The organism is Subtercola boreus (genome assembly GCF_003399645.1).
GTDB classification, from domain to species: Bacteria; Actinomycetota; Actinomycetes; order Actinomycetales; family Microbacteriaceae; genus Subtercola; species Subtercola boreus_A.
Window position 1 is genome coordinate 155311 of the sequence record NZ_NBXD01000024.1, and the last position, 22240, is coordinate 177550.

Annotated in this window: 18 protein-coding genes; 6 read left to right on the plus strand and 12 right to left on the minus strand. The window is 66.7% G+C overall.

All coding sequences use genetic code 11. The features are described from left to right. Positions 1 to 4: 4 nt before the first annotated feature. Positions 5 to 874: an oxygenase MpaB family protein gene (locus B7R24_RS12165; protein WP_116419239.1), complete on the plus strand. Its 870-nt coding sequence runs from the start codon at positions 5 to 7 to the stop codon at positions 872 to 874. A 63-nt stretch (positions 875 to 937) separates the two neighbouring features. On the opposite strand, the gene B7R24_RS12170 is transcribed toward B7R24_RS12165, so the two are convergent. Beyond that, positions 938 to 3409 carry an ATP-dependent helicase gene (locus B7R24_RS12170; protein WP_116419240.1) on the minus strand — a complete coding sequence of 824 codons (2472 nt, stop codon included), beginning with the start codon at positions 3407 to 3409 and terminating at the stop codon, positions 938 to 940. A 168-nt stretch (positions 3410 to 3577) separates the two neighbouring features. On the opposite strand from B7R24_RS12170, the gene B7R24_RS12175 reads away from it, so the two are divergent. Next, entirely contained in the window at positions 3578 to 4387 is an 810-nt protein-coding gene (locus B7R24_RS12175; protein ID WP_116419347.1) for a Bax inhibitor-1/YccA family protein, read from the plus strand. Between the two features lie 178 nt (positions 4388 to 4565). Here B7R24_RS12175 and B7R24_RS12180 read toward each other — a convergent pair whose 3' ends face one another. From B7R24_RS12180 to guaB, 9 genes are all read right to left on the minus strand, one after another. Continuing rightward, the gene (locus tag B7R24_RS12180) at positions 4566 to 6536 is read right to left on the minus strand and encodes an ABC transporter ATP-binding protein (protein WP_116419241.1); all 1971 of its coding nucleotides are present in this window, start codon (positions 6534 to 6536) and stop codon (positions 4566 to 4568) included. Further along, a complete protein-coding gene (locus B7R24_RS12185; protein WP_116419242.1) occupies positions 6533 to 8269 on the minus strand; it encodes an ABC transporter ATP-binding protein in 1737 nt (578 codons plus the stop codon). Before B7R24_RS12185 ends, B7R24_RS12180 begins: the two co-directional genes overlap by 4 nt. A gap of 44 nt (positions 8270 to 8313) precedes the next feature. Beyond that, a complete protein-coding gene (gene guaA / locus B7R24_RS12190) occupies positions 8314 to 9870 on the minus strand; it encodes a glutamine-hydrolyzing GMP synthase (protein ID WP_172582806.1) in 1557 nt (518 codons plus the stop codon). Between the two features lie 31 nt (positions 9871 to 9901). After that, a complete protein-coding gene (locus B7R24_RS12195; protein ID WP_116419244.1) occupies positions 9902 to 10351 on the minus strand; it encodes a DUF3817 domain-containing protein in 450 nt (149 codons plus the stop codon). Further along, positions 10341 to 11150 carry an SURF1 family cytochrome oxidase biogenesis protein gene (locus B7R24_RS12200; protein ID WP_253259444.1) on the minus strand — a complete coding sequence of 270 codons (810 nt, stop codon included), beginning with the start codon at positions 11148 to 11150 and terminating at the stop codon, positions 10341 to 10343. The genes B7R24_RS12195 and B7R24_RS12200 overlap by 11 nt, the downstream gene beginning before the upstream one ends. Further along, positions 11147 to 12613: a cation:proton antiporter gene (locus B7R24_RS12205; protein ID WP_116419245.1), complete on the minus strand. Its 1467-nt coding sequence runs from the start codon at positions 12611 to 12613 to the stop codon at positions 11147 to 11149. The genes B7R24_RS12200 and B7R24_RS12205 overlap by 4 nt, the downstream gene beginning before the upstream one ends. Positions 12614 to 12616: 3 nt before the next feature. After that, on the minus strand, positions 12617 to 13147 hold the full coding sequence (locus B7R24_RS12210; RefSeq protein ID WP_116419246.1) for a cation:proton antiporter regulatory subunit: 531 nt from the start codon (positions 13145 to 13147) through the stop codon (positions 12617 to 12619). 47 nt (positions 13148 to 13194) lie between these two features. Next, positions 13195 to 14310, minus strand: coding sequence for a GuaB3 family IMP dehydrogenase-related protein (locus B7R24_RS12215; RefSeq protein ID WP_116419247.1), 1116 nt, complete (start codon positions 14308 to 14310; stop codon positions 13195 to 13197). A gap of 128 nt (positions 14311 to 14438) precedes the next feature. Then, the gene (guaB, locus tag B7R24_RS12220) at positions 14439 to 15941 is read right to left on the minus strand and encodes an IMP dehydrogenase (protein ID WP_116419248.1); all 1503 of its coding nucleotides are present in this window, start codon (positions 15939 to 15941) and stop codon (positions 14439 to 14441) included. Positions 15942 to 16121: 180 nt separating this feature from the next. Here guaB and B7R24_RS12225 point away from each other — a divergent pair, with 180 nt between their 5' ends. Genes B7R24_RS12225 through B7R24_RS12240 form a run of 4 tightly spaced genes read left to right on the plus strand, consistent with a single transcriptional unit; the run spans position 16122 to position 20284 of the window. Beyond that, positions 16122 to 17516: a branched-chain amino acid ABC transporter permease gene (locus B7R24_RS12225; RefSeq protein WP_253259445.1), complete on the plus strand. Its 1395-nt coding sequence runs from the start codon at positions 16122 to 16124 to the stop codon at positions 17514 to 17516. 13 nt (positions 17517 to 17529) lie between these two features. Beyond that, on the plus strand, positions 17530 to 18519 hold the full coding sequence (locus B7R24_RS12230; protein WP_116419249.1) for a branched-chain amino acid ABC transporter permease: 990 nt from the start codon (positions 17530 to 17532) through the stop codon (positions 18517 to 18519). After that, on the plus strand, positions 18509 to 19498 hold the full coding sequence (locus tag B7R24_RS12235; RefSeq protein ID WP_116419250.1) for an ABC transporter ATP-binding protein: 990 nt from the start codon (positions 18509 to 18511) through the stop codon (positions 19496 to 19498). Before B7R24_RS12230 ends, B7R24_RS12235 begins: the two co-directional genes overlap by 11 nt. 3 nt (positions 19499 to 19501) lie before the next feature. Then, positions 19502 to 20284 carry an ABC transporter ATP-binding protein gene (locus B7R24_RS12240; protein ID WP_116419251.1) on the plus strand — a complete coding sequence of 261 codons (783 nt, stop codon included), beginning with the start codon at positions 19502 to 19504 and terminating at the stop codon, positions 20282 to 20284. On the opposite strand, the gene B7R24_RS12245 is transcribed toward B7R24_RS12240, so the two are convergent. Together B7R24_RS12245 and B7R24_RS12250 are read right to left on the minus strand one after the other, a co-directional pair. Beyond that, the gene (locus B7R24_RS12245; protein ID WP_116419252.1) at positions 20255 to 20557 is read right to left on the minus strand and encodes a hypothetical protein; all 303 of its coding nucleotides are present in this window, start codon (positions 20555 to 20557) and stop codon (positions 20255 to 20257) included. The two genes, B7R24_RS12240 and B7R24_RS12245, sit on opposite strands and share 30 nt — an antisense overlap. A 301-nt stretch (positions 20558 to 20858) precedes the next feature. Then, positions 20859 to 22190, minus strand: coding sequence for an ABC transporter substrate-binding protein (locus tag B7R24_RS12250; protein WP_116419253.1), 1332 nt, complete (start codon positions 22188 to 22190; stop codon positions 20859 to 20861). Positions 22191 to 22240 lie beyond the last annotated feature (50 nt).

Here is a 22240-nt window from a genome sequence, read left to right on the forward strand (position 1 = left end):
CGGCATGAGAGCTCGAAGCGACAGCGTGTTCACGAGCCTCGCAGCCGAAGCCGTGCTGCTCGCTGGTGGGGGGCGGGCGATCCTGCTGCAGATCGCCGACGCCGAGGTCGGCTACGGGGTTGCCGCCCACAGCGACTTCGCGAACCGCCCGCTTGAGCGCCTGGCGAACACGGTGACGTACGCCTACGCCACCGTGTTCGCCTCCCCCGAAGAACTCGCCCGAGTGGTCTCCCGCGTGAACCACGCCCACGCCCCCGTCGTCAGCTCGCCGCACGAACACGACGAATACCACCGCGCCTCGAACGCTGACGAACGCGAGGCAGATGGCGGCGAGCGGGGGGTGGGCGGGCACCCCACCGTGCACTACAACGCATTCGACCGGAGGGCGCAGCTCTGGGTGGCGGCAACGCTGTACCAGACGGCGCTGACCGTCTACGAGAAGACGTTCGGGCCCCTGGAGCCTGACGACGCCGAGGAGGTGTACCAGCGGTACGGGGTTCTCGGCTCCGCGCTGCAGATGCCGGCGGAGCTCTGGCCCGCTGACCGTGCGGCATTCCGCGAGTACTGGAACACCGCCGTGGCCGACCTCCGAGTCACCGACCCGGCCAGGCGGGTCGCGCACGATCTGCTGCACCCGAGAACGGCTCCGCTCTGGCTCAGGGCGGTGATGCCCGTCGTGCGTCTCGTCACAACCGGGTTGCTCAGTCCTGAGCTCCGCCGAGCATTCGTGCTGCCGTGGAGCACCGGCTCGCAACGCCGCTTCGACCGCCTGTTCCGCGTGCTGGCGGTCGTGTACCCCCGGCTGCCACTCGCCGTTCGCCGCCTCCCCCGCGACCGCTACATGCGGGCACTGCGCGCCTCCCTCCAGGACTGACGCCCCACGAGCCCACGCCGGGCGGGTGGGGGTGACCGCCGGGCCGCGCTAGCGCCCGGCAGCTCAGAGCTTTTCGATGGGGGCGATCTTAATCAGCAGCTTCTTGGCGCCCGCGGCGTCGAACTGCACGTGCGCCACCCGTTTCGTTCCCGCGCCGGTGACGGCACTGACAAGACCCTCGCCGAAGTCGACGTGCCGGATGCGGTCGCCCGCCTCCAGCTCGAGGTCGCCGTTGTCGCGCACCTGTGCCGTGACGCGGTTCGGCCATTCCGCCTTCGGGCGAAAACCCGAACCCGAACCGCCAGAGCCGGAACCCGCGGCGTCCGCGTCGCGGAACGACAGCGAATCGCTCGACCGCACCGCACTGCGGTTGCCGAACCCACCACCACTGGGCCGCGACGCGTTAAGCGCGCGCGGCTGGGTTCCCCCGCGCGATGTCGCCATGCCCGGCGACTGCCGCCAGTCGATGAGCTCCGCCGGAATCTCCTGCAGGTACCGGCTCGGCATCGCCACGGCCGTCTCGCCGTACTGCGCACGGGTCATCGCCAGCGAAAGGTACAGCCTCTTCCGCGCCCGGGTGATCCCCACGTAGAACAGCCGACGCTCCTCGGCCGGACCACCCGGCTCCGAAGCCGACATACGGTGCGGCAGCAGGTCTTCTTCGACACCGGTCAGGAAGACCGCCTCGTACTCCAGCCCCTTCGCCGTGTGCAGTGTCATCAGCGACACCGTTCCACTCGTGTCGTCGAGTTCGTCTGCTGCGGCAACCAGCGATACCTCCGTCAGGAAGTCGACGAGGGTGCCCTCCGGGTTGTTCTTCTGGAACTCCCGCGTCACCGCCACGAGCTCCTCCACGTTCTCGGCCCGCGCCTCGTCTTGTGGGTCACGCCCCGCGCGGAGGGCCGTGACATAACCGCTCCGGTCGAGCAACAGCGTCAGCACCTCAGCGACCGAAGCGACCGCACCCTCCTCACTCAGCTCGGCATCGAGCATCCCGGTCGCCTCGTCGAGCAGCCCTGCCAGGTCGACGATCGCCCCCGTCACCTTCGGCCCGAGGCCGAGTTCCCGCGCGCGGCGCATCGACTCGCGGTAGGTGATCTCGTTCGTGTCGGCGAAGACGCCGAGCGCCGTCTCGGTCGCCGGGCCGATTCCCCGCTTCGGAGTGTTCAGGATGCGACGGAGCGCCATGGCGTCGAAGGGGTTCGCCACCGCAATGAGGTAGGCCAGAACATCCTTGATCTCGGCGCGTTCGTAGAACCGGGTGCCACCGAGCACCCGGTAGGGAACCGCCGACCGGATCAGGATCTCCTCGAGCGCCCGGGTCTGGGCGTTCGTGCGGTAGAACACCGCAACATCTTTGTAGGGCGTGCCGGAGTCGTGCAGCTTCGACACCTCGTCGGCGACGAACTGCGCCTCATCGTGGCCGCTGTACCCGGTGAACCCGACGATCTTCTCGCCGTTGCCGACGTCGGTCCAGAGCTTCTTGTCTTTGCGATCGAAGTTGTTCGAGATGACGGCGTTGGCGGCCGACAGGATGTTCTGGGTCGACCGGTAGTTCTGCTCGAGCAGAATCACCTTGGCCCCCGAGAAGTCGCGCTCGAACTCGACGATGTTGCGGATGTCGGCCCCGCGGAAGGCGTAGATCGACTGGTCGGAGTCGCCGACCACCGTGAGCGAGGCGCCCGGGAGCGAGGCCGTGCGCTCATCGAACCCCGGCTGCTCCTCCACCGGCAGGGTCAGCTCGCGGATGAGCGCGTACTGGGCGTGGTTCGTGTCCTGGTACTCGTCGACCAGAATGTGACGGAACCGCCTCCGGTAGGTTGCCGCGACATGCGGGAAGGCCCGAAAGAGGTAGACCGTCTGGCCGATGAGGTCGTCGAAGTCGAACGCGTTCGCGGCGCTGAGGCTGCGGGTGTAGTGCCGAAAGATCTCGACGAAGAGCCGCTCCTGCGGGTCGTCGAAGTTCGCCTGGCGCGCGTAGCTGTCGGCGTCGGCCAGCTCGTTCTTCAGCTTCGAGATCTTGCCGGCGACGCCGGACACCGTGAATCCGAAGGTGTCGGCCTGCAGCTCCTTGATGATGCGCTTGATCAGGGTGCGCGAATCGTGCGAGTCGTAGATGGTGAAGGCCTTCGTGAACCCGAAGTTCTCGGCCTCGCGGCGGAGGATGCGCACGCACGCCGAGTGGAACGTCGAGATCCACATGCCGTCGGCCGTCTGCCCGAGCAGTGCTCCGACCCGCTCGCGCATCTCGGCCGCAGCCTTGTTGGTGAACGTGATGGCGAGAATCTGGCTCGGCCATGCCTCGCGGCTGTCGATCAGGCTGGCGATGCGGCGCGTCAGCACACTCGTCTTTCCCGAACCCGCGCCCGCCACGATGAGCAGGGACGGTCCGCGGTACTCGACCGCCTCCTTCTGCTGCGGATTGAGACCGTCGAGCAGGGCGTCGTTGAACGACGAACCAGAGCGGGAGCCCCTGGAACCGTCGAGGATGAGGGGCACTGAAGAAGGGTTCGCCGGGCGTGAGGAGGGGGTCATATCACCATCGAGTTTAGGCGAGACCCCCGACAACGGGGCCGGGGCGAGCCGGGCGGATGCCCGTAGTCGCCCTGAGAGAACATCCAGCGAAACCGAGGCAGGAGCCGCTAGATTTATGCGAAGCATCACCTTTTGCTCCCACACGAGCGACACATGAACGAGGAAACCATGGCATCGAACAACCCCGCTTTCTCGCGGATTCCTGTCTTCAACGGAAAGGGCCTCGACAAGCAGTCGGCCCAGCAGGTGCCCACGCTGTCGGCCGACGGTCTGCAGCAGATGTACGACGGCCCCACCGCGACAGCCGCCGACACCAACCGCATGAGCTACGACGACGTCATCATCAAGACCGGCGTGAGCTTCATCGTGCTGCTGGCGTTCGCGGTCGTCGGCTGGCAGGTGCCCGCTCTCATGGCTCCCGCGGCCATCGTCGGCTTCGCCCTGGCTCTGGTCAACATCTTCAAGCGCACCCCGTCGGCGCCTCTCGTACTGCTCTACGCGGCGGCCGAGGGTCTCTTCATCGGTGCCATCTCGGGTGTCTTCGAGACCATCTACCCGGGTGTCGTCGTGCAGGCCGTCATCGCGACGGTCTGTGTGTTCGCTGTCACCCTTGCGCTCTTCGCCAGCGGAAAGATCCGCGCGTCGAGGCGGGCCACCAAGATCTTCCTGATCGCGATGGTGGGGTACATGCTGTTCTCGCTGGTCAACATCGTGCTGATGGTCACCGGCGTGCAGAGCACCGGTTTCGGTCTGAACAGCAACGTGCACATCCTCGGCATCCCGCTCGGCCTGATCATCGGCGTCTTCGTCACGATCCTCGCGGCGTACTCCCTGGTGCTCGACTTCGACCAGATCCAGCGCGGCGTGCGTGCCGGCGCTCCCCGCATCTACGGCTGGTCGGCGGCCTTCGGCCTCGTCGTCACCGTCGTCTGGCTGTATCTCGAACTGCTCCGCATGTTCGCCATCGCGCGCAACTAGCCCCGGGCGGCTCAGCCGCACCCTTCCACCGTACGCACACAGAGCGGGCCCGTCGCAACGACGGGCCCGCTCTGTGTGCGTAAAGGAGGGTGGTTGCACCCGCTGGCCCTGGTACATCCTCACCGCCGCTCTGCACCTCTTCTACGCACAGGCCGCGGGCGCGGGCGCAGCCGCCGGATCACTCCGAGAGCGTCACTCCCGCGAATTGGGCGTTGTAGAGGTTCGCGTAGGCACCGCCGGCGGCGAGCAGGGTTTCGTGCGTTCCCTGCTCGACGATGTGCCCCGACTCCATCACCAGGATGAGGTCGGCGTCCCGGATGGTCGACAGCCGGTGGGCGATGACGAAGCTCGTCCGTTCCGCACGGAGGGCCGACATCGCGCGCTGCACCAGCACCTCGGTGCGGGTGTCGACCGACGACGTCGCCTCATCGAGGATGAGCACCGACGGAGCCGCCAGGAATGCCCGGGCGATGGTGATGAGCTGCTTCTCACCCGCGCTCACGTTGTCGGCCTCGTCGTTTAGTACCGTGTCGTAGCCATCGGGCAGCGAGTGCACGAAGCGGTCGACGTAGGTCGCCTGCGCCGCCGCAAGGATCTCCTCCTCCGTGGCTGTCGGCCTGCCGTAGGCGATGTTGTCGCGGATGGTTCCACCGAACAACCACGTGTCCTGCAGCACCATGCCGGTTCGACTGCGCAGATCGTCACGCGTCATCGCCGCGATGTCGGTGCCGTCGAGCGTGATGCGCCCGGAGTCGAGCTCGTAGAACCGCATGATCAGGTTGACGAGGGTGGTCTTCCCGGCTCCCGTCGGTCCGACGATCGCCACCGTCTGCCCGGGCAGGGCGACGAGCGACAGGTCGTCGATGAGCGGCTGGTCGGGCGCATACCGGAACGACACCTTCTCGAAGACGAGCCTGCCGGCCGAACCGAGGGGCGACAGAGCAGGCACCGGATCGGGCGACTGGTCGTCAGCGTCGAGCAACTCGAAGACCCGCTCGGCCGATGCCACCCCCGACTGCAGAACGTTCGCCATCGAGCCCAGTTGCGTCAGCGGCTGCGTGAACTGCCGCGCGTACTGGATGAAGGCCTGCACATCGCCGAGGCTGAGCGAACCGCTCGCCACCATCAGGGCACCGACGACCGCGATGGCGACGTAGACCAGGTTTCCGACGAACATCATCGCGGGCATGATGATGCCCGAGACGAACTGCGCCCCGAAGCTCGCCCGGTAGAGCTCCTCGTTCTTCTGCCGGAACACCTCGTTGATCTCGCGGTGCCGCCCGAACACCTTCACCAGGGCGTGCCCGCTGTAACTCTCCTCGATGCGCGCGTTGAGCGTACCGGTGTGCTTCCACTGGGCCACGAAGAGCTTCTGCGAGCGCTTCGCCACGACCGCGGTGATGACAATGGTGAGCGGGATGGTCACCAGCGCGATGAGAGCCAGAAGCGGCGAGATGACGAACATCATCGTGATCACGCCGATCACGGTGAGCAGTGACGTCATGATCTGCGACAGCGACTGCTGCAGGCTCTGCGACACATTGTCGATGTCGTTGGTGACCCGGCTGAGCAGCTCGCCCCGCGGCATCCTGTCGAAGTAGCCGAGCGGCAGCCGGTTGATCTTGTCTTCCGTCTCGGCGCGCAGCCGGAAGACGGTGCGCTGCACCACCCCGTTCAGCAGGTACGACTGCGCCCAGCTGAACACCGACGAGAACACGTAGATGGCGAGAACCATCAGCAGCACCGTGCCGAGCTGCGAGAAGTCGATGCCCGAGCCGGGCGTCAGGGTCACACCGCCGAGCAGGTCGGCCTGCGCTCCGTCACCCGAGGCGCGCAGGTTCGCAATCACCTGCTCCTGGGTCTCGCCGGCGGGCAGCTGCTTCGACAGGATGCCCGCGAAGATGATGTTCGTGGCCGTGCCCAGCATCTTCGGGCCGAGCACCGAGAGGGCGACGCTCACGATGGCGAGTGCCGTGACGACGCCGATCAGCATGCGCTCGGGCCGCAGCCTGCCCACCAGCCGCTTGGCCGACGGGCCGAACGCCTTCGACTTCTCGGCGGGCAGGCCGGCGCCGCCGAACGGGCCGCCCCCTCCCGGCCCGCGCCTGACGGGCGGGCGGGGAGTCTCGGAGTTCTTCCCGTCGCTCATGCCGCCTCCTCCGCCGTCAGCTGCGACTCGACGATCTCGCGGTACGTCTCCGACCGCTCGAGCAGTTCGCCGTGCGTGCCCCTGTCGACGATCGAGCCGTCTTCGAGCACCAGGATCTGGTCGGCCCCGATGATCGTCGACACCCGCTGCGCCACCACGATGATCGTCGCTCCCCGCACATCGCGTCGGAGCGCGGCACGCAGCCGGGCATCCGTCGCCAGGTCGAGCGCCGAGAACGAGTCGTCGAACACGTAGATCTCCGGCCTCTTCACCAGCGCCCGCGCAATGGCCAGCCGCTGTCGCTGCCCGCCCGACACGTTCGTGCCGCCCTGCGCGATCTGCGACTCGAGACCCAGCTCCATCGCCGAGACGAAGTCGTGCGCCTGCGCTGTCTCGAGCGCGGCCCACAGCTCATCGTCGCTCGCATCGGGCTTGCCGTAGCGGAGGTTCGACGCGATGGTGCCCGAGAACAGGTAGGGCTTCTGCGGCACGAGCCCGATGCGCCCCCACAGCAGGTCGGGGTCGAGGTCGCGCACGTTCACACCGTCGACCCGCACCTCTCCGCTGGTCGCGTCGAAGAGCCGGGGCAGCAGATTGACCAGGGTGGTCTTGCCCGACCCCGTGCTGCCGATGATGGCGGTGGTCTGGCCCGGCGAGGCGACGAAGGTCAGGTTGCAGAGCACCGGCGACTCGGCCTTCGGGTAGGCGAAGCTCACATCGTCGAGTTCGATGAGACCGTGCTCGGCCACGGTCGTGATGGGCGACAGCGGCACGACCACCGACGAGGGCGTCGAGAGCACCTCGGTGATGCGGTCGGCGCAGACGGAGGCCCGGGGAATGAGGATCGCCATGAAGGTCGCCATCATCACCGCCATCAGGATCTGGATGAGGTAGGTCAGGAATGCTGTCAGCGTGCCGATCTGCATCGAGCCGTCGTCGATGCGGAAGGCCCCGAACCACAGCACGGCCACGCTCGACACGTTCAGCACCAGCAGCACGATCGGGAACATCAGCGCGAACAGCCGACCCGCCCGCAGCGCGGTGTCGGTGACCTCGCGGTTGGCGACGTCGAACCGTGCCGTCTCGACGCGTTCCCGAACGAAGGCTCGCACGACCCGGATGCCCGTCAACTGCTCCCGCAGAACCCCGTTGACCCTGTCGATGCGCTGCTGCATCAGGCGGAAGAGCGGCACCATGCGCACGATGATCAGCGACAGCGCCACCAGCAGCACCGGAACGGCGATACCGATCAGCCCCGACAGCGGTACGTCGAGCGACAGCGCCATCACGATTCCGCCGATCGCGAGGATGGGCGCCGAGACGAGCAGCGTGCAGGTGAGCAGCACGAGCATCTGCACCTGTTGCACGTCGTTCGTCGTTCGGGTGATCAGCGACGGCGCGCCGAACTGCGACACCTCGCGCTCGGAGAAGTCGCCGACGTGTGTGAAGACGGCCTGCCGCAGGTCGCGGCCGAGACGCATCGCGAGCTTCGCCCCGAAGTACACCGCGACGATCGCGCAGATCACCTGCACGAGGGTGATGAGCAGCATGATGCCGCCGATACCCATGATGTAGCCGGTGTCACCCGTGGCGACACCCCGGTCGATGATGTCGGCGTTCAGCGTGGGCAGGTAGAGCGACGCGATCGACTGCGCGAGCTGGAACACGACGACGCCCACGATCAGCCGCCAGTAGGGTCTCACGAACGTGCCGATGAGCCGGATCAGTTTCATGCAGCAACTCTAACCCCGGCCCCCGACAGCGGAGTGAGGTTAGCTCACTCCCATTCGATGGTTCCCGGCGGCTTCGACGTGACGTCGAGCACGACCCGGTTCACCCCGGCCACCTCATTCGTGATGCGGTTGGAGATGCGCGCCAGCAGGTCGTACGGCAACCTGGTCCAGTCGGCTGTCATCGCATCCTCCGACGACACCGGTCGCAAGACGATCGGATGCCCGTAGGTACGCCCGTCGCCCTGGACGCCGACCGACCGCACATCCGCCAGCAGCACGACGGGGCACTGCCAGATCTCACCGTCGAGCCCGGCCGCCGTGAGCTCGGCGCGCACGATGGAGTCGGCCTCGCGCAGCAGTTCCAGCCGCTCGAACGTGACCTCACCGATGATGCGGATGCCGAGGCCCGGGCCGGGGAACGGCTGGCGCCCCACGATGACCTCCGGCAGCCCGAGCTGGCGACCGATCGCACGCACCTCGTCTTTGAACAGCGCCCGGAGGGGCTCGACGAGAGCGAACTGCAGATCATCCGGAAGCCCACCGACGTTGTGGTGGCTTTTGATGTTCGCGGTACCGCTGCCGCCGCCCGACTCGACCACATCAGGGTAGAGCGTGCCCTGCACCAGGAACTCGACCGGCTCGCCGGAGGAATCGGCGGCGGCCTCGAGCACCAGAGCCTCGGCGGCACCCTCGAAGCTGCGGATGAACTCCCGCCCGATGATCTTGCGCTTCTGCTCGGGGTCGGTCACCCCGGCCAGTGCGTCGAGGAACTGCTGCCGGGCATCCACCGTCACCAGCCTCACGCCGGTCGAGGCGACGTAGTCCACCTCGACCTGCCGGCGCTCGTCGGCGCGCAGCAACCCGTGGTCGACGAAGACGCAGGTGAGCTGGTCGCCGACCGCTTCGTGCACCAGCGCCGCGGCGACAGCCGAGTCGACACCGCCCGACAACCCGCAGATGACCTTGCCCGACCCCACCTGCTCGCGGATGAGCGCGACCTGGTCGGCGATGACGTTGCCGCTGTTCCAGTCGGCCGGGATGCCCGCCGCCGTGTGCAGGAAGTTCTCGAGCACTCTCTGACCGAAGTCCGAGTGCTTCACCTCGGGGTGCCACTGCACGCCGTAGAGCTGCGCCGCGTCGTTCGCGAAGGCCGCAACGGGAGTGGACGCACTGCTCGCCACGACAGTGAAGCCCTCGGGCGCCTTCGAGACCTGGTCACCGTGGCTCATCCACACGGTCTGGTCGACGGGCTGGCCGTCGAGCAGCACTCCCCCGTCACCCGTGATCTGCATGTCGGTGGCGCCGTATTCTCGCAGGCCGCTGTGCGCCACCTCGCCCCCGAGCGCCTGGGCCATGACCTGGAAGCCGTAGCAGATGCCGAGCACCGGCACACCGAGGTCGAAGATGGCGGGGTCGAGCCCCGGCGCACCCTCTTCGTAGACGCTCGAGGGCCCGCCGCTCAGAACGATGCCGACCGGCGACTTCGCAGCGACTTCGGCGGCCGTGATGCTGTGCGGAACGATCTCGGAGTAGACGCTTGCCTCCCGCACTCGCCGGGCGATCAGCTGGGCGTACTGCGCACCGAAGTCGACGACGAGCACGGGCCGTGACGTAACGGGGGAAGAGGGGGTGCTAATGGGATGCCTCCACGGTCGGGTTTTCGTTCAGGGCAGCCTCCCGCTTGGCGAGATACGCGAGCACCTCGCGCGCGATTCGGCCCTCGAGGAAATAGGAGAGCAGCGGCACGATGCCGCCGAGCGCCAGCAGCACGAAGCGGGTGAAGTTCCAGCGCATGCGACTCCACAGCTGGAAGCACGAGAACAGGTAGACCACATAGAACCAGCCGTGCACGATCAGCAGGCCCGTCGAGATGTTCACCGCTGTGACCGTCCCCGCCGGCACGAGCGCAAGGAACCCGTGGGACCCACCCAGCTCGACTTCGAGCGCGAGAGGGGTGTACTTGAGGATGACTTCGACCACCAGCAGCAACAGGAACGTACCCGTGATGATCGAGCAGACCCGGTAGAACGTCAGGGCCGAACGGATGCGCGGAAAGTCGGCGCGTTTGGGCTCAAGTGGCATGGGTCAATTCTACTTCGGCCTCTTCGGTCTCTCGTTCCCACGCGTCTCGCACCAGGCGGTACCAGAAGAAGATGGCGAAGCCCGCGAAGATGACCCATTCGACGGCGTAGAAGATGTTCAGCCAGTTCAACTCGGTGGTGCGCTGCGGCACCGGCGAGTCGATGGCGGCGAGACCGGCGGGCGGGGCGGATGCCACGATGTACCCCCCGTAGACCGCGGTCGTGTCGGGAAAGTCGACCCAGGTGTTGATGAGCGCCGGAATGGCCATCGTCGACATCACGCGGTCTGCCGCCGCTTTGTCCTGGGAATCCTTGATCTCGGGGCCGTCGCTGCCGACATACCGCCCGGTCAGCTCTTCGGAGGGGAACGTCGGTGTCTGGTTGAGCTGTCGCGCGGCGGTCTCGGCCTGCGACCGGTCAGCCGACCAGCCGAGGGCCACGGCGACCGACGCCGGTGATGCCGCCGACGCCGAAGCCGTCACATCGAACCGCCCCACCACCCAGTAACCGAGCGTGCCGGCGTTCAGTCGGTTGGCGACGATGGTGAAGTCGGGCGACACCAGCGCACCCACAACAGTGACCATCTGGCCGTCCTGCGACTCCGACACCGCGACGCCGGGGGCGGCGATGTCGGGCAGCGACTTCGCGACCTCCGTCGTGGCGTTCTGGTTCGGCCCGTTCGAGGTGACGGCGCGACTGAGCTGCCACTGGCCGAGGGCGGCGAACACGGCGGCGATGACGAGCGCGAGTACCAGGGCCCAGATCCATTTGGGCCGCCGCATGACGCTGAGCAGAGTCAATACTCGCTGTCTTTCTCTCGGGTGACGTTGGAGAGGCTCGAATCGAGGGCATCGGTCTGCCTCGAGGCCTGCTCGGCGATGGGATCAACATACTCCGGCTCGGCTGGATGCTCGCCGGGTACATCGTCGACGAACCCGGTCTCGGGCGGCCCCTGGGCAGCATCCGGAGCCGTTGCGGCCTCGACGAGCGCAATCCCGTCGAGCAGCATCGGGTCGCGACTGCGCTTCACCCGGGCCGAAGCCTCCGCCTTCCTGCGCCTCGACTTTCGAAGCAGCCGGGCTCCGATCTTCTCGGAGTTGGCGGCGAGAATGGGGCCGGCGACCGCCATCACCAGAACGTAGAGGCCCGCGAAGGCCTGCAACCGATCATCCAGGCCCGCGGCGAGCGCCAGGGTGGCCAGAATGAGCGCGAACTCTCCCCGGTTCTGCAGGATGACGGTGGTGTTGATACCGGCCTGCACCCCCAGCCCGTTCATCCGCGCGACGAGCTGCCCCGCCAGGATGTTCAGCAGCATGGTCATCACGACCGCGCCGAGCACCGGCCAGATGACCTCGGGGAACTGCGCGGGGTTCAGCCCGAGCCCGAAGTTCAGAAAGAAGAAGGCGCCGAACACATCGCGCAGCGGGATGGCGATGTGTTCGATCTTGTTGCGGTACCGCGTCGCGCCCAGCACGAGACCGATCAGGAAGGCGCCGATCGCGTCGGTGACGCCCAGCAGCTCGCCGATGCCGCCGAAACCGATGGCCAGGCCGAAGAAGAGCACGGTGAAGAGCTCGTCGTCTTTCGTGCGGAAGAGTTTCGACACCCATCTGCCGCCGAACCTCGCGACGGTGAACATGACGACCAGGAAGAGGAACGAGATGCCGAGCTTCGCGATCACGGGCCAGACGGCCGTCTCACCGCTCAGCACCACAGAGACGATGGCGAGGTAGATGGCGATGAAGATGTCTTCGACCACCGTCACGCCGAGGATCATCGGCGTCTCGGGGTTGGCCAGCCGGTTCAGCTCGATGAGCAGCTTCGTGACGATGGCGCTCGACGAGGTGGCGGTGATTCCCGCGATGACCAGCGCCTCGCGGGTGCCCCAGCCCACGAGGAAGCCGAACGCGAAGCCGGCCACCATGTTGATGGCGATGTACGAGCCGCCCGAGATGATGAGCTTGCCGGCGTTGCCGAAGAATTCGTCCTGGTCGAACTCCAGGCCGAGGTTGAACAGCAGCAGCACGAGCCCGAACACCGCGATGAGGGCGATGTAGTCCTTGTTGACGAAGTCGAGCGGAAAGAGGTTGAAGTTCGGGCTCGCCAACAACCCGACGACCATGTAGATCGGGATGGCCGGCAACCCGATCGACTTGCCCAACCGGCCGAGGATGTAGGCGATGACGAAGAGGATTCCGAGAACCAGGAGGTCGCCGCCGAGGTGGGTGGTGTCGCCCTCGGTGGCCGCGAGAACGAGCTGCATCGCCTAGCCCCCGGGCGACGCGTCGACGGAGCTCTTGGCTTTGTACTGGCCGGTGCGAAAGAAGTTGAACACCTTCGCGACCTTCTCCGGCGTTCCGGCCACCACCAGGGTGTCGCCGGGGAAGACCCGGAAGTCGCTGGCCGGGGCGGGATTGGCCGAACCGCCGCGCACGACGGCTACCACGGTGACCCCCACGACGCCGCGGTCGGCTGGGTCGCCGAGCTCCTGGCCCGCGATGTGGTCGTCGTAGTCGACGGTGAACCAGTCGATCGAGAGGCCGGGGATCTGGTCGAGCTGGGTGAGCGATTCGGTGATCTGCGTGCCGCCGAGCAGTTCGGCGAGGGTGTGCGCCTCGTCTTCGCTGAGACGCAGCGAGACCTTGTTCGACTCGGCCCCGTCTTCGTCGTCGGCGAAGGTGATCAGGTCGCTGTGACCCGAGCGGTGGGCGATGACGCCGACCTTGCCGCCGTCGTCGGTGATGAACGTGTGCAGCACCCCGACCCCCGGGAGTTTGACCCGTCGTACATCAACCATGACTGATCTCCCTCGTGCTCTGGTGCCGGTTCGCCACGCGTTCCAGTCTACGAACCGTAGGGTGCGACAACGACCTCGATGCGCTGGAACTCCTTGAGGTCGGAGTACCCCGTCGTCGCCATCGACCGGCGCAGGGCCCCGATCAGGTTGGCGGTTCCGTCGGCGACCGGCGACGGCCCGAAGAGGATCTGCTCGAGCGGCGCGACCGCTCCGACGTGCACACGGTTGCCGCGCGGCAGCTGGCTGTGGTGCGCCTCGGGGCCCCAGTGGTAGCCGCCGCCCGGGGCATCCGTCGCCCGCGCCAGGGCCGTACCGAGCATGACGGCGTCTGCGCCGACCGAGATCGCCTTGACGATGTCACCCGAGGTGCCGAGGCCGCCGTCGGCGATGACGTGCACGTAGCGCCCACCCGACTCGTCGAGATAGTCGCGCCGCGCGCCGGCGACGTCGGCCACAGCGGTCGCCATCGGCGCGTGGATGCCGAGGGTCGCCCTGGTCGTCGAGGCCGCGCCGCCGCCGAACCCGACGAGCACCCCCGCTGCACCGGTGCGCATGAGGTGCAGTGCCGCAGTGTAGGTCGCGGCCCCGCCCACGATCACGGGAACGTCGAGCTCGTAGATGAACTTCTTGAGGTTCAGCGGCTCGACCGTCTTCGAGACATGCTCGGCCGACACCGTCGTTCCACGGATGAAGAACAGGTCGACACCGGCCGCGACGACAGTCTCGTACAGCTCCTGGGTGCGCTGGGGCGAGAGGCTGCCGGCGACCGTGACTCCGGATGCCCGGATCTCCGCCAGGCGGGCCGTGACCAGTTCCGGCTTGACCGGCTCTGCGTAGATCTGCTGCATGCGCACGGTGTACGCGCCCTCGGGCAGTTCCCGGATCTCGGCCAGCAGCGGCTCGGGGTCGTCGTACCGGGTCCAGAGGCCTTCGAGGTCGAGCACACCCACGCCGCCGAAGCGGCCCATCGCGATGGCCGTTGCGGGCGAGACCACCGAGTCCATCGGGGCGGCGAGCACGGGGATCTCGAACTGGTAGGCGTCGATCGACCAGGTGGTCGAGACATCCTGCGGGTCGCGGGTTCGCCGGGACGGAACAACAGCGATGTCGTCGAACGCATAGACCCTGCGACCGCGCTTGGACCGGCCGATTTCTCTTTCCATACTCACCCGGCAAGCCTACCGGGCGTTTCTAACGGCGGTAGGCGAGCGCGGCGCACTGCAACTGCCGCCTAACGGCGGTAGGCGAGCGCGGCGAGCGCCCTGAACGGGCGCCCGCTCGCAACTGCCGCCTAGCGGCGGTAGTTGGGTGCCTCGACCACCATCTGGATGTCGTGCGGGTGAGACTCCTTGAGCCCCGCGGCCGTGATGCGCACGAACTTGCCGCGCGCCTTGAGTTCTTCGACCGAGCGGGCGCCCACGTAGAACATCGACTGGCGGAGCCCCCCGAGCAGCTGGTACGCCACGTTCGACAGCGCGCCCCGGTAGGGCACTTGGCCCTCGATGCCCTCGGGAATCAGCTTGTCGTCGCTCGGTACATCCGCCTGGAAGTAGCGGTCCTTCGAGTACGACGTCTTCTCGCCCCGGGTCTGCAGGGCACCGAGCGAACCCATGCCGCGGTAGCTCTTGAACTGCTTGCCGTTGACGAAGACCAGGTCGCCCGGGCTCTCGTCGCAGCCCGCGAGCAGCGAGCCGAGCATCACGGTGTCGGCGCCCGCGACGAGCGCCTTCGCGATGTCTCCCGAGTACTGCAGCCCGCCGTCGGCGATCACCGGAACACCGGTCTCGCGCGCGGCCAGCGACGCCTCGTAGACCGCCGTGACCTGCGGAACGCCGACGCCCGCGACGACGCGGGTCGTGCAGATCGAACCGGGGCCGACGCCCACTTTGATGGCGTCGACGCCAGCATCGATGAGTGCCTGGGCGCCCGAGCGGGTCGCGACGTTGCCGCCGATGATCTCGACACCGGATGCTGCGGGGTCGCTCTTCAGACGTCGCACGATCTCGAGCACCCCGGCACTGTCGCCGTTCGCGGTGTCGACGACGAGCACGTCGACCCCGGCGTCGACCAGCGTCATCGCGCGCTCCCACGCGTCTCCGAAAAACCCGATGGCGGCACCCACGCGCAGGCGACCGGAGTCGTCTTTTGTGGCGTTGGGATACTTCTCGCTCTTGTCGAAGTCTTTGACCGTGATGAGCCCGCGCAGGTGACCGGCGGCATCCACCAGCGGCAGCTTCTCGATCTTGTGCTGCGCGAAGATGGCGATCGCGCCGTCGGGGTCGATGCCCTCGGGGGCCGTCACGAGTGGCGCCTTCGTCATCACGTCGCGAACGAGCGTCGTGCTCTTCTCCCAGGCGGCGACGAAGCGCATGTCGCGGTTGGTGATGATGCCCACGAGGATGCCCTCGCTGTCGACCACGGGCAGGCCCGACACCCGGAACCGACCGCAGATGAGGTCGGCCTCGGCGACGGTCGCGTCGGGAGACGTCGTGACGGGGTCGGTGATCATGCCCGACTCGCTGCGCTTGACCTGGTCGACGTTCGAGGCCTGGTCGGCGATGGAGAGGTTGCGGTGGATGACACCGAATCCGCCCTGCCGGGCCATGGCGATCGCCATGCGCGATTCAGTGACGGTGTCCATCGCCGACGAGAGCAGAGGGGCGGCAAGGGAGATGCGGCGGGTCAGACGTGACGTCGTGTCAGCTTCGCTCGGAATCACATCCGTGTGGCCCGGCAGGAGCATCACGTCGTCGTAGGTGAGGCCGATGAATCCGAAGGGATCGTTCTGTTCCATGGCTGGTCGTCTCCCGCGCGTCGTACATCTTTACTGTTGTGACAACTCTAACGAAGCGCGGGCGGGGCCTATTCCGCCCGCACCCGAAACACGCATGACACAAACCCTGTATAACGTAAGCTCACTTGCAACTCACTCGCAGCGTCCAACGATGCGCGCTCGTCCTGGAGGAATTGAAACTTGACGACACTGACCGTGCCGCAAAGGCCCGAAGGCCGTGTGAGAATCTGGCGTTCCGCCTGGATCATCATGCTCATCATCACGGGGGTGTTGATGGCGGGCAGCCTCGGAGCCTCTCCGGCACAGGCCGCCACCGCTCCCCCGCTCACCGCAGCGCCCTGCGCGACAGACCCGGCGACGGGGTGTCTGCAGGGAACGATCAAGCTCCCGAACGGTGACCCCGCGGTGGGTATCAAGCTCGAGATCGCGGGCGCGGGCCTCGACACCGTCGCCGTCACGGGTGACGACGGTAAGTGGAGCCAGGCGATCACCGCTGCCGGCGCGTACACGATCAACCTCGACACGAGCTCGATTCCCGATGGAGCCGTTCTCGACTCCGCGACCAAGAATCCGGCCACCGTCAACGGCGCTCTGAACAAGAACACGGGTTACGTGTTCAAGATCGTGGGCGGCACCACGGCCGCCGACGGGACGACGACCCAGACGCCGACCACCGATGCCGGAACCGGGGTGACCTTCGAGCGGTTCCTTCAGCAGCTCGTGTCGGGCATCCGGCTGGGCCTGCTGCTCGCCCTCGCCGCGGTCGGGCTCTCCCTGATCTTCGGTACGACGGGCCTGTCGAACTTCGCCCACGGTGAACAGGTGACGCTCGGTGGCCTGCTCGCCTATCTCTTCGCGAACGTGCTCGGGCTGAACCTCATCCTGGCCGCGGTCATCTCGGTGGCGATCTGCGCGGCGACGGGTTACTTCCAGGATGCACTCATCTGGAAGCCGCTTCGCCGCCGCGGGCTCGGCACGACCCAGCTCATGATCGTCACCATCGGGCTCTCGATCGCGCTGCAGTATGCGTTCCAGTACTTCCTCGGAGCGTCCACCGTCCGCATCGACCAGGCCAACCCGGTCACCGTCGCGCTCGGCCCTGTCACTCTCTCGGCGCAGTCACTGATCTCGATGGGAATCGCGGTGGTCATCATCGCCCTGGTCGGTTTCGTGCTGGTGAAGACCCGGATCGGCCGGGCGACCCGCGCCGTCTCCGACAACCCCTCGCTGGCAGCTGCCTCCGGCATCGACGTCGACCGCATCATCCGTCTCGTCTGGACGTCGGCAACAGCCCTCGCGGGACTGTCGGGGGTGCTGCTCGGCCTGGTGCTGAACGGCGTGAACTGGCAGACCGGCCTGCAGCTGCTGCTGCTGATGTTCGCGGCCATCACGCTGGGCGGCCTCGGAACCGCTTTCGGGGCCCTTGCCGGCGCCATGATCATCGGGCTCGTCGTCGAGCTCACCAACCTCGTCTTGCCGGGCGACTTCAAGTACGCAACGGCACTCGTCATCCTGATCCTCGTGCTGCTGTTCAGGCCACAGGGAATCTTCGGGCGCCGAGAGCGCATCGGTTAGAAGGGCTGCACTCATGGATCAACTCCTCGGTACTCTGAACGCCATCCTCAACTCGGCCATCTCGCCGCAGACGGCGGCACTCGCCATCGCGGCGATCGGGCTGAACATCCACTTCGGCTACACCGGCCTGCTGAACTTCGGCCAGGCCGGGTTCATGCTGATCGGCGCCTACGCCTTCGCGATCTCGATCATCGGGGGGCTGCCGATCATCCTGGCGGTCATCATCGCGCTGGTCGCAGCACTCATCTTCGCGCTCATCCTCGGCATTCCCACGCTGAAGCTGCGCGGTGACTACCTGGCCATCGTGACGCTGTCGGCCGCAGAGGTCGTGCGAATCGTCGGTCGGTCATCCCTGCTGACGAATGTCACCGGCGGCTCGAACGGCATCACGGGCAACGAGTACCGCAGTCCGTTCACCGACCTGTCGTTCTTCGGCGACGGCCGCGTCGACTTCGGGCCGTGGAACTACGACGCGACCGGCTCGAACGGCTGGTGGTTCATCGCCACTGCATGGTTCGTGGTGGCGCTTCTCTGCCTCTTCGTCTGGGCGATCATGCGCAGCCCCTGGGGCCGGGTCCTCCGAGGCATCCGTGAAGACGAAGACGCGGTGCGCAGCCTCGGCAAGAACGTCTACAGCTACAAGATGCAGGCTCTCATCCTCGGCGGTGTGATCGGCGCGATCGCCGGTATCGTCTACATCCTCCCCGCCTCGCTGCAGGCCGACAGCATGGGCCGCTCGATGACGTACTTCATCTTCACCGCCCTCCTGCTGGGCGGGGCCGCGACGGTCTTCGGACCGGTGCTCGGCGCCATCGTCTTCTTCGCCATCCGTCTCTTCGTGCAGGGTATCGCCGGCCAGTTCGTGCCCGGCAACATCATGAACGGCCAGCAGACCGAGCAGTTCGCGTGGATCGTCATCGGCATCACCCTGATGCTCGTCGTGATCTTCAGGCCGCAGGGAATCCTCGGCAACAAGAAGGAGCTGAGTTTCGATGTCAAGTGACGTCCCCACCACCACCGGCACCATGACCGCGGCCGGTGCGGCCGCGAAAGCCAGCGTCGCCGGCGTCGCGCCTTCTCCCGGCGTCTCGAAGCCCGATCCGATTCTCACCGTCGACCATGTCACACGCCGCTTCGGCGGGATGACCGCGGTCGACGTCGGCCATCTCGAAGTGCAGCGGGGAATCATCACCGCTCTCATCGGGCCGAACGGTGCCGGCAAGACCACGTTCTTCAACCTCATCACCGGATTCGACAAACCGAGTTCGGCCCCGAAGATGATCGGCGGCCCCAAGGCGGGCGAAGCCGCGAAGTCGACCTTCAACGGCACCGATGTGGGCAGCATCGGTGCCACCAAGGCGGCCAAGAAGGGCATGGTGCGCACCTTCCAGCTGACCAAGGCCCTGTCCAAGCTCACCGTGCTCGAGAACATGCGCCTCGGGGCCAAAGACCAGCCGGGCGAGAATCTCTTCGTCTCGATCTTCAAGCCGCTCTGGGCGAAGCGCGAGGCTGAGATCACGGAGAAGGCCGAAGAACTGCTGGCCCGCTTCAAGCTGCTCGAGAAGAAGGACGACATGGCCGGCAGCCTGTCGGGCGGCCAGAAGAAGCTGCTCGAGATGGCTCGCGCCCTGATGAGCGACCCGGTCATGATCATGCTCGACGAGCCGATGGCCGGGGTCAACCCCGCGCTCACGCAGTCGCTGCTCGGCCACATCCAGGCTCTCAGAGACGAGGGGATGACCGTGCTCTTCGTCGAGCACGACATGCACATGGTTCGCCACATCTCCGACTGGGTGATCGTCATGGCCGAAGGAAAGGTTGTCGCAGAGGGGCCCTCGGGCACCGTGATGGACGATCCCGCGGTCATCGACGCGTACCTCGGAGCGCACCACAACACCGACCTGGGCGACGATTCGCTGCTGACCGATGAGGTCGCCGAAGAACTCGCCGCCGAAGTCACCGCAGAAGAGGGCAAAGCGTAAGTCATGGCCGAAACGACCGAAACCCGAGTACCCGTGATGCAGGCGACCGATCTGGTCGCAGGCTATCTGCCGGGCATCAACATTCTCAACGGCTGCAACCTCGACGTCTATCCCGGGGAGCTCATCGGCATCATCGGCCCGAACGGCGCCGGCAAGTCGACACTGCTCAAGGCGCTCTTCGGCCTCGTCAACGTGCGTGGTGGCTCGGTGACGCTCAAGGGCGAGAACATCACCGGCTACAAGGCCAACAAGCTCGTGCAGGCCGGTGTGGGGTTCGTTCCGCAAAACAACAACGTCTTCCCCTCGCTCACCATCGAGGAGAACCTGCAGATGGGGCTGTTCCTGCGCCCCAAGATGCTCAAGGAGCGCCTCGACGCCATCTTCGACCTTTTCCCGGTGCTCGCCGACCGGCGCCAGCAGCGAGCCGGTTCGCTCTCGGGTGGTGAGCGCCAGTCGGTCGCGATGGCTCGCGCCCTGATGATGGACCCGTCGGTGCTGCTGCTCGACGAGCCCTCTGCGGGCCTCTCCCCCGTGCGCCAGGACGAGACCTTCATCCGCACCCGTCGCATCAACAAGACCGGGGTCTCGATCATCATGGTCGAGCAGAACGCCCGCCGCTGCCTGCAGATCTGCGACCGCGGCTACGTGCTCGACCAGGGCCGAAACGCCTACACCGGTACCGGGCGCGAACTGGCCGACGACCCCAAGGTCATCGAGCTCTACCTCGGCACCCTCGCCAAAGACGTGGAGAGCGAGTCAGGCCCCGACGCCCCGGGCGCCATCTGAGGCGCCCTCAGCGCCCGAACAAGGCCCCGCCCCGGTCATCGGTGGCGGGGCCTTGTTCGTGGCCGCTCCGCCCTTTCGCGCGGAGAGCCTCTGCCGGGCCGCGGGCGGTGTGGCCGCCCAGTCGGTCACGCCGGCCTCGACGGCCCATTGGACGGGCGCAAGCCCACCGAGGTCGTCGACGTCGACCGTCCGTGGTGCGGAATACCAGATCGCGAGTGATGTCACGTCGAATGGGAACTGCAGCCGCAGCCCGTCTTCGAAGGAGACGGTCACGTGCGTCCTGCGATGCGACAGTACGGATTGCGGCTTGTTGGGATGCCAGCCTTTCATTCCGAAGGTAGCGAGTCATACTCATATTATGACCGCACGCTGCGTAGATTGCTTCGACGGAATGGACGCCGTTTCGGACACCGAGCGCGTGAACGGGTCGGAGGCGCGAATCGGCGTCGATTCCGGCGGGCAGCCGGGCGGCTGGCCGCGGGCGGCGGGGGGCGGATGCCCGGCGGGGCCCGCACACGAAGAAGCCCCCGACCGGCGAACCGGGCGGGGGCTTCTCGTACGAGGCGGTCATTCCCTAGTAGGAGGTCTGGCCTTCGATAGCCGACTGGAAGACCGGCTTGTTGTCACCATCGAACTTGTAGATGCCGATGAAGGCGCTCGACGGTTCGTTGTGGTCGTTGAACGGGCCGATACCGGACTGGCCGGTGTACTGGATCTCCGTGCCGGCCGAGACGAGCTTGGCGCAGTCAGCGTAGGTCGTGCACTTCGTTCCGCCGCTGGCACCCGACACCGCAGCGAGCTGCGCGTTCAGGTCAGCAGAAACGTTCGACTTGGCCTTCAGCGCCGCGAGAGCGGTGAGGATGGTTGCGTCGTACGACTCGGGAGCGTAGGAGAAGTCGGCGAGGTCGGCGTTCTCGTTGGCCTTGTACCAGTCGACGAGCGACGCCTTGAAGGCGTCGTTGGCCGCGGCGCCGGGGATCGTACCCTGCGAATCGGTCAGCGTGCCGGCCTGGAAGTCCTTGCTGTAGTCGGCGGTGTTGCCGTCTGAGAAGTACGTCTTCGGCATCGTCCAGCCCTGGGCGACGAGCTCGGGGATGATCGACTTGGTCTCGTCGAACGCGAGCACGACGATCGCGTCAGGCTTGGAGGCCAGAGCAGCGGTCACCTCGGCCGAGAACGTGGTCTGGCCGGGAGGGAACTCCTGGCCGGCACCCTTGGCACCGTAGACGACCGTTCCACCGGAGGACTCGATCGAAGCCTGCGTGAAGTCGCGAAGACCGGTTCCGTAGGAGTCGTTGAAGACCAGGAAGGCGACCTTCGAGTTGCCGTCACCGGTGATCAGCGAACCGAGGGCAGAACCCTGTACCGAGTCCGGCGGAGCGGTGCGGTAGTAGAACTGGCCGTAGCCGCTGAGCTTCGCCGACGTGTTCGCGGGCGAGATCTCGGTGATCTTGGCCGAAGCGAACGAGTCGACGACGTTCAGCGAGACGCTCGACGACGCGGCGCCGATGGCGACCGACACCTTCGCGGCGATCAGCTTCTGGGCGCTCGCGGTCGAAACGCTGAGGTCGGTGGAGTCGCCCGAGTCGGAGGCCAGGACACAGGCCTTCTTACCGTCGACGCCGCCTGCAGCGTTGATGTCGGAGACGGCCAGGCCGACGCCCGCCTGCTCCGGCGGGTTGAGGTACGCGAGGCTGCCCGTGATGGGCAGGATGGTACCGACGACGAGACTGTCGGCGGTCGTCGCGTCGCTCGCGCAGTCAGACGACGCTGCCGATGCCGTCGACGCGGCCGAGGAGGTCGAAGAAGTCGTGCTGCCACCGGAGGCACAGCCGGAGAGCATGATGGCGATGATGCCAGCTCCGGCCAGAAGAGACGTCCGGAGGGCACTCTTGGATTTGATCATCCTGTGAACCCTTTCATAGTGCTCGCGAGTCAGGAGCCCCCACAGCGGCG

Excerpts from the sequence above, each read along its gene's own strand:
- B7R24_RS12165 (WP_116419239.1), top strand. The coding sequence starts at position 5 with ATGAGAGCTCGAAGCGACAGCGTGTTCACGAGCCTCGCAGCCGAAGCC.
- B7R24_RS12170 (WP_116419240.1), bottom strand. The coding sequence starts at position 3,409 with ATGACCCCCTCCTCACGCCCGGCGAACCCTTCTTCAGTGCCCCTCATC.
- B7R24_RS12175 (WP_116419347.1), top strand. The coding sequence starts at position 3,578 with ATGGCATCGAACAACCCCGCTTTCTCGCGGATTCCTGTCTTCAACGGA.
- B7R24_RS12180 (WP_116419241.1), bottom strand. The coding sequence starts at position 6,536 with ATGAGCGACGGGAAGAACTCCGAGACTCCCCGCCCGCCCGTCAGGCGC.
- B7R24_RS12185 (WP_116419242.1), bottom strand. The coding sequence starts at position 8,269 with ATGAAACTGATCCGGCTCATCGGCACGTTCGTGAGACCCTACTGGCGG.
- B7R24_RS12195 (WP_116419244.1), bottom strand. The coding sequence starts at position 10,351 with ATGCCACTTGAGCCCAAACGCGCCGACTTTCCGCGCATCCGTTCGGCC.
- B7R24_RS12205 (WP_116419245.1), bottom strand. The coding sequence starts at position 12,613 with ATGCAGCTCGTTCTCGCGGCCACCGAGGGCGACACCACCCACCTCGGC.
- B7R24_RS12210 (WP_116419246.1), bottom strand. The coding sequence starts at position 13,147 with ATGGTTGATGTACGACGGGTCAAACTCCCGGGGGTCGGGGTGCTGCAC.
- B7R24_RS12215 (WP_116419247.1), bottom strand. The coding sequence starts at position 14,310 with ATGGAAAGAGAAATCGGCCGGTCCAAGCGCGGTCGCAGGGTCTATGCG.
- guaB (WP_116419248.1), bottom strand. The coding sequence starts at position 15,941 with ATGGAACAGAACGATCCCTTCGGATTCATCGGCCTCACCTACGACGAC.
- B7R24_RS12230 (WP_116419249.1), top strand. The coding sequence starts at position 17,530 with ATGGATCAACTCCTCGGTACTCTGAACGCCATCCTCAACTCGGCCATC.
- B7R24_RS12235 (WP_116419250.1), top strand. The coding sequence starts at position 18,509 with ATGTCAAGTGACGTCCCCACCACCACCGGCACCATGACCGCGGCCGGT.
- B7R24_RS12240 (WP_116419251.1), top strand. The coding sequence starts at position 19,502 with ATGGCCGAAACGACCGAAACCCGAGTACCCGTGATGCAGGCGACCGAT.
- B7R24_RS12250 (WP_116419253.1), bottom strand. The coding sequence starts at position 22,190 with ATGATCAAATCCAAGAGTGCCCTCCGGACGTCTCTTCTGGCCGGAGCT.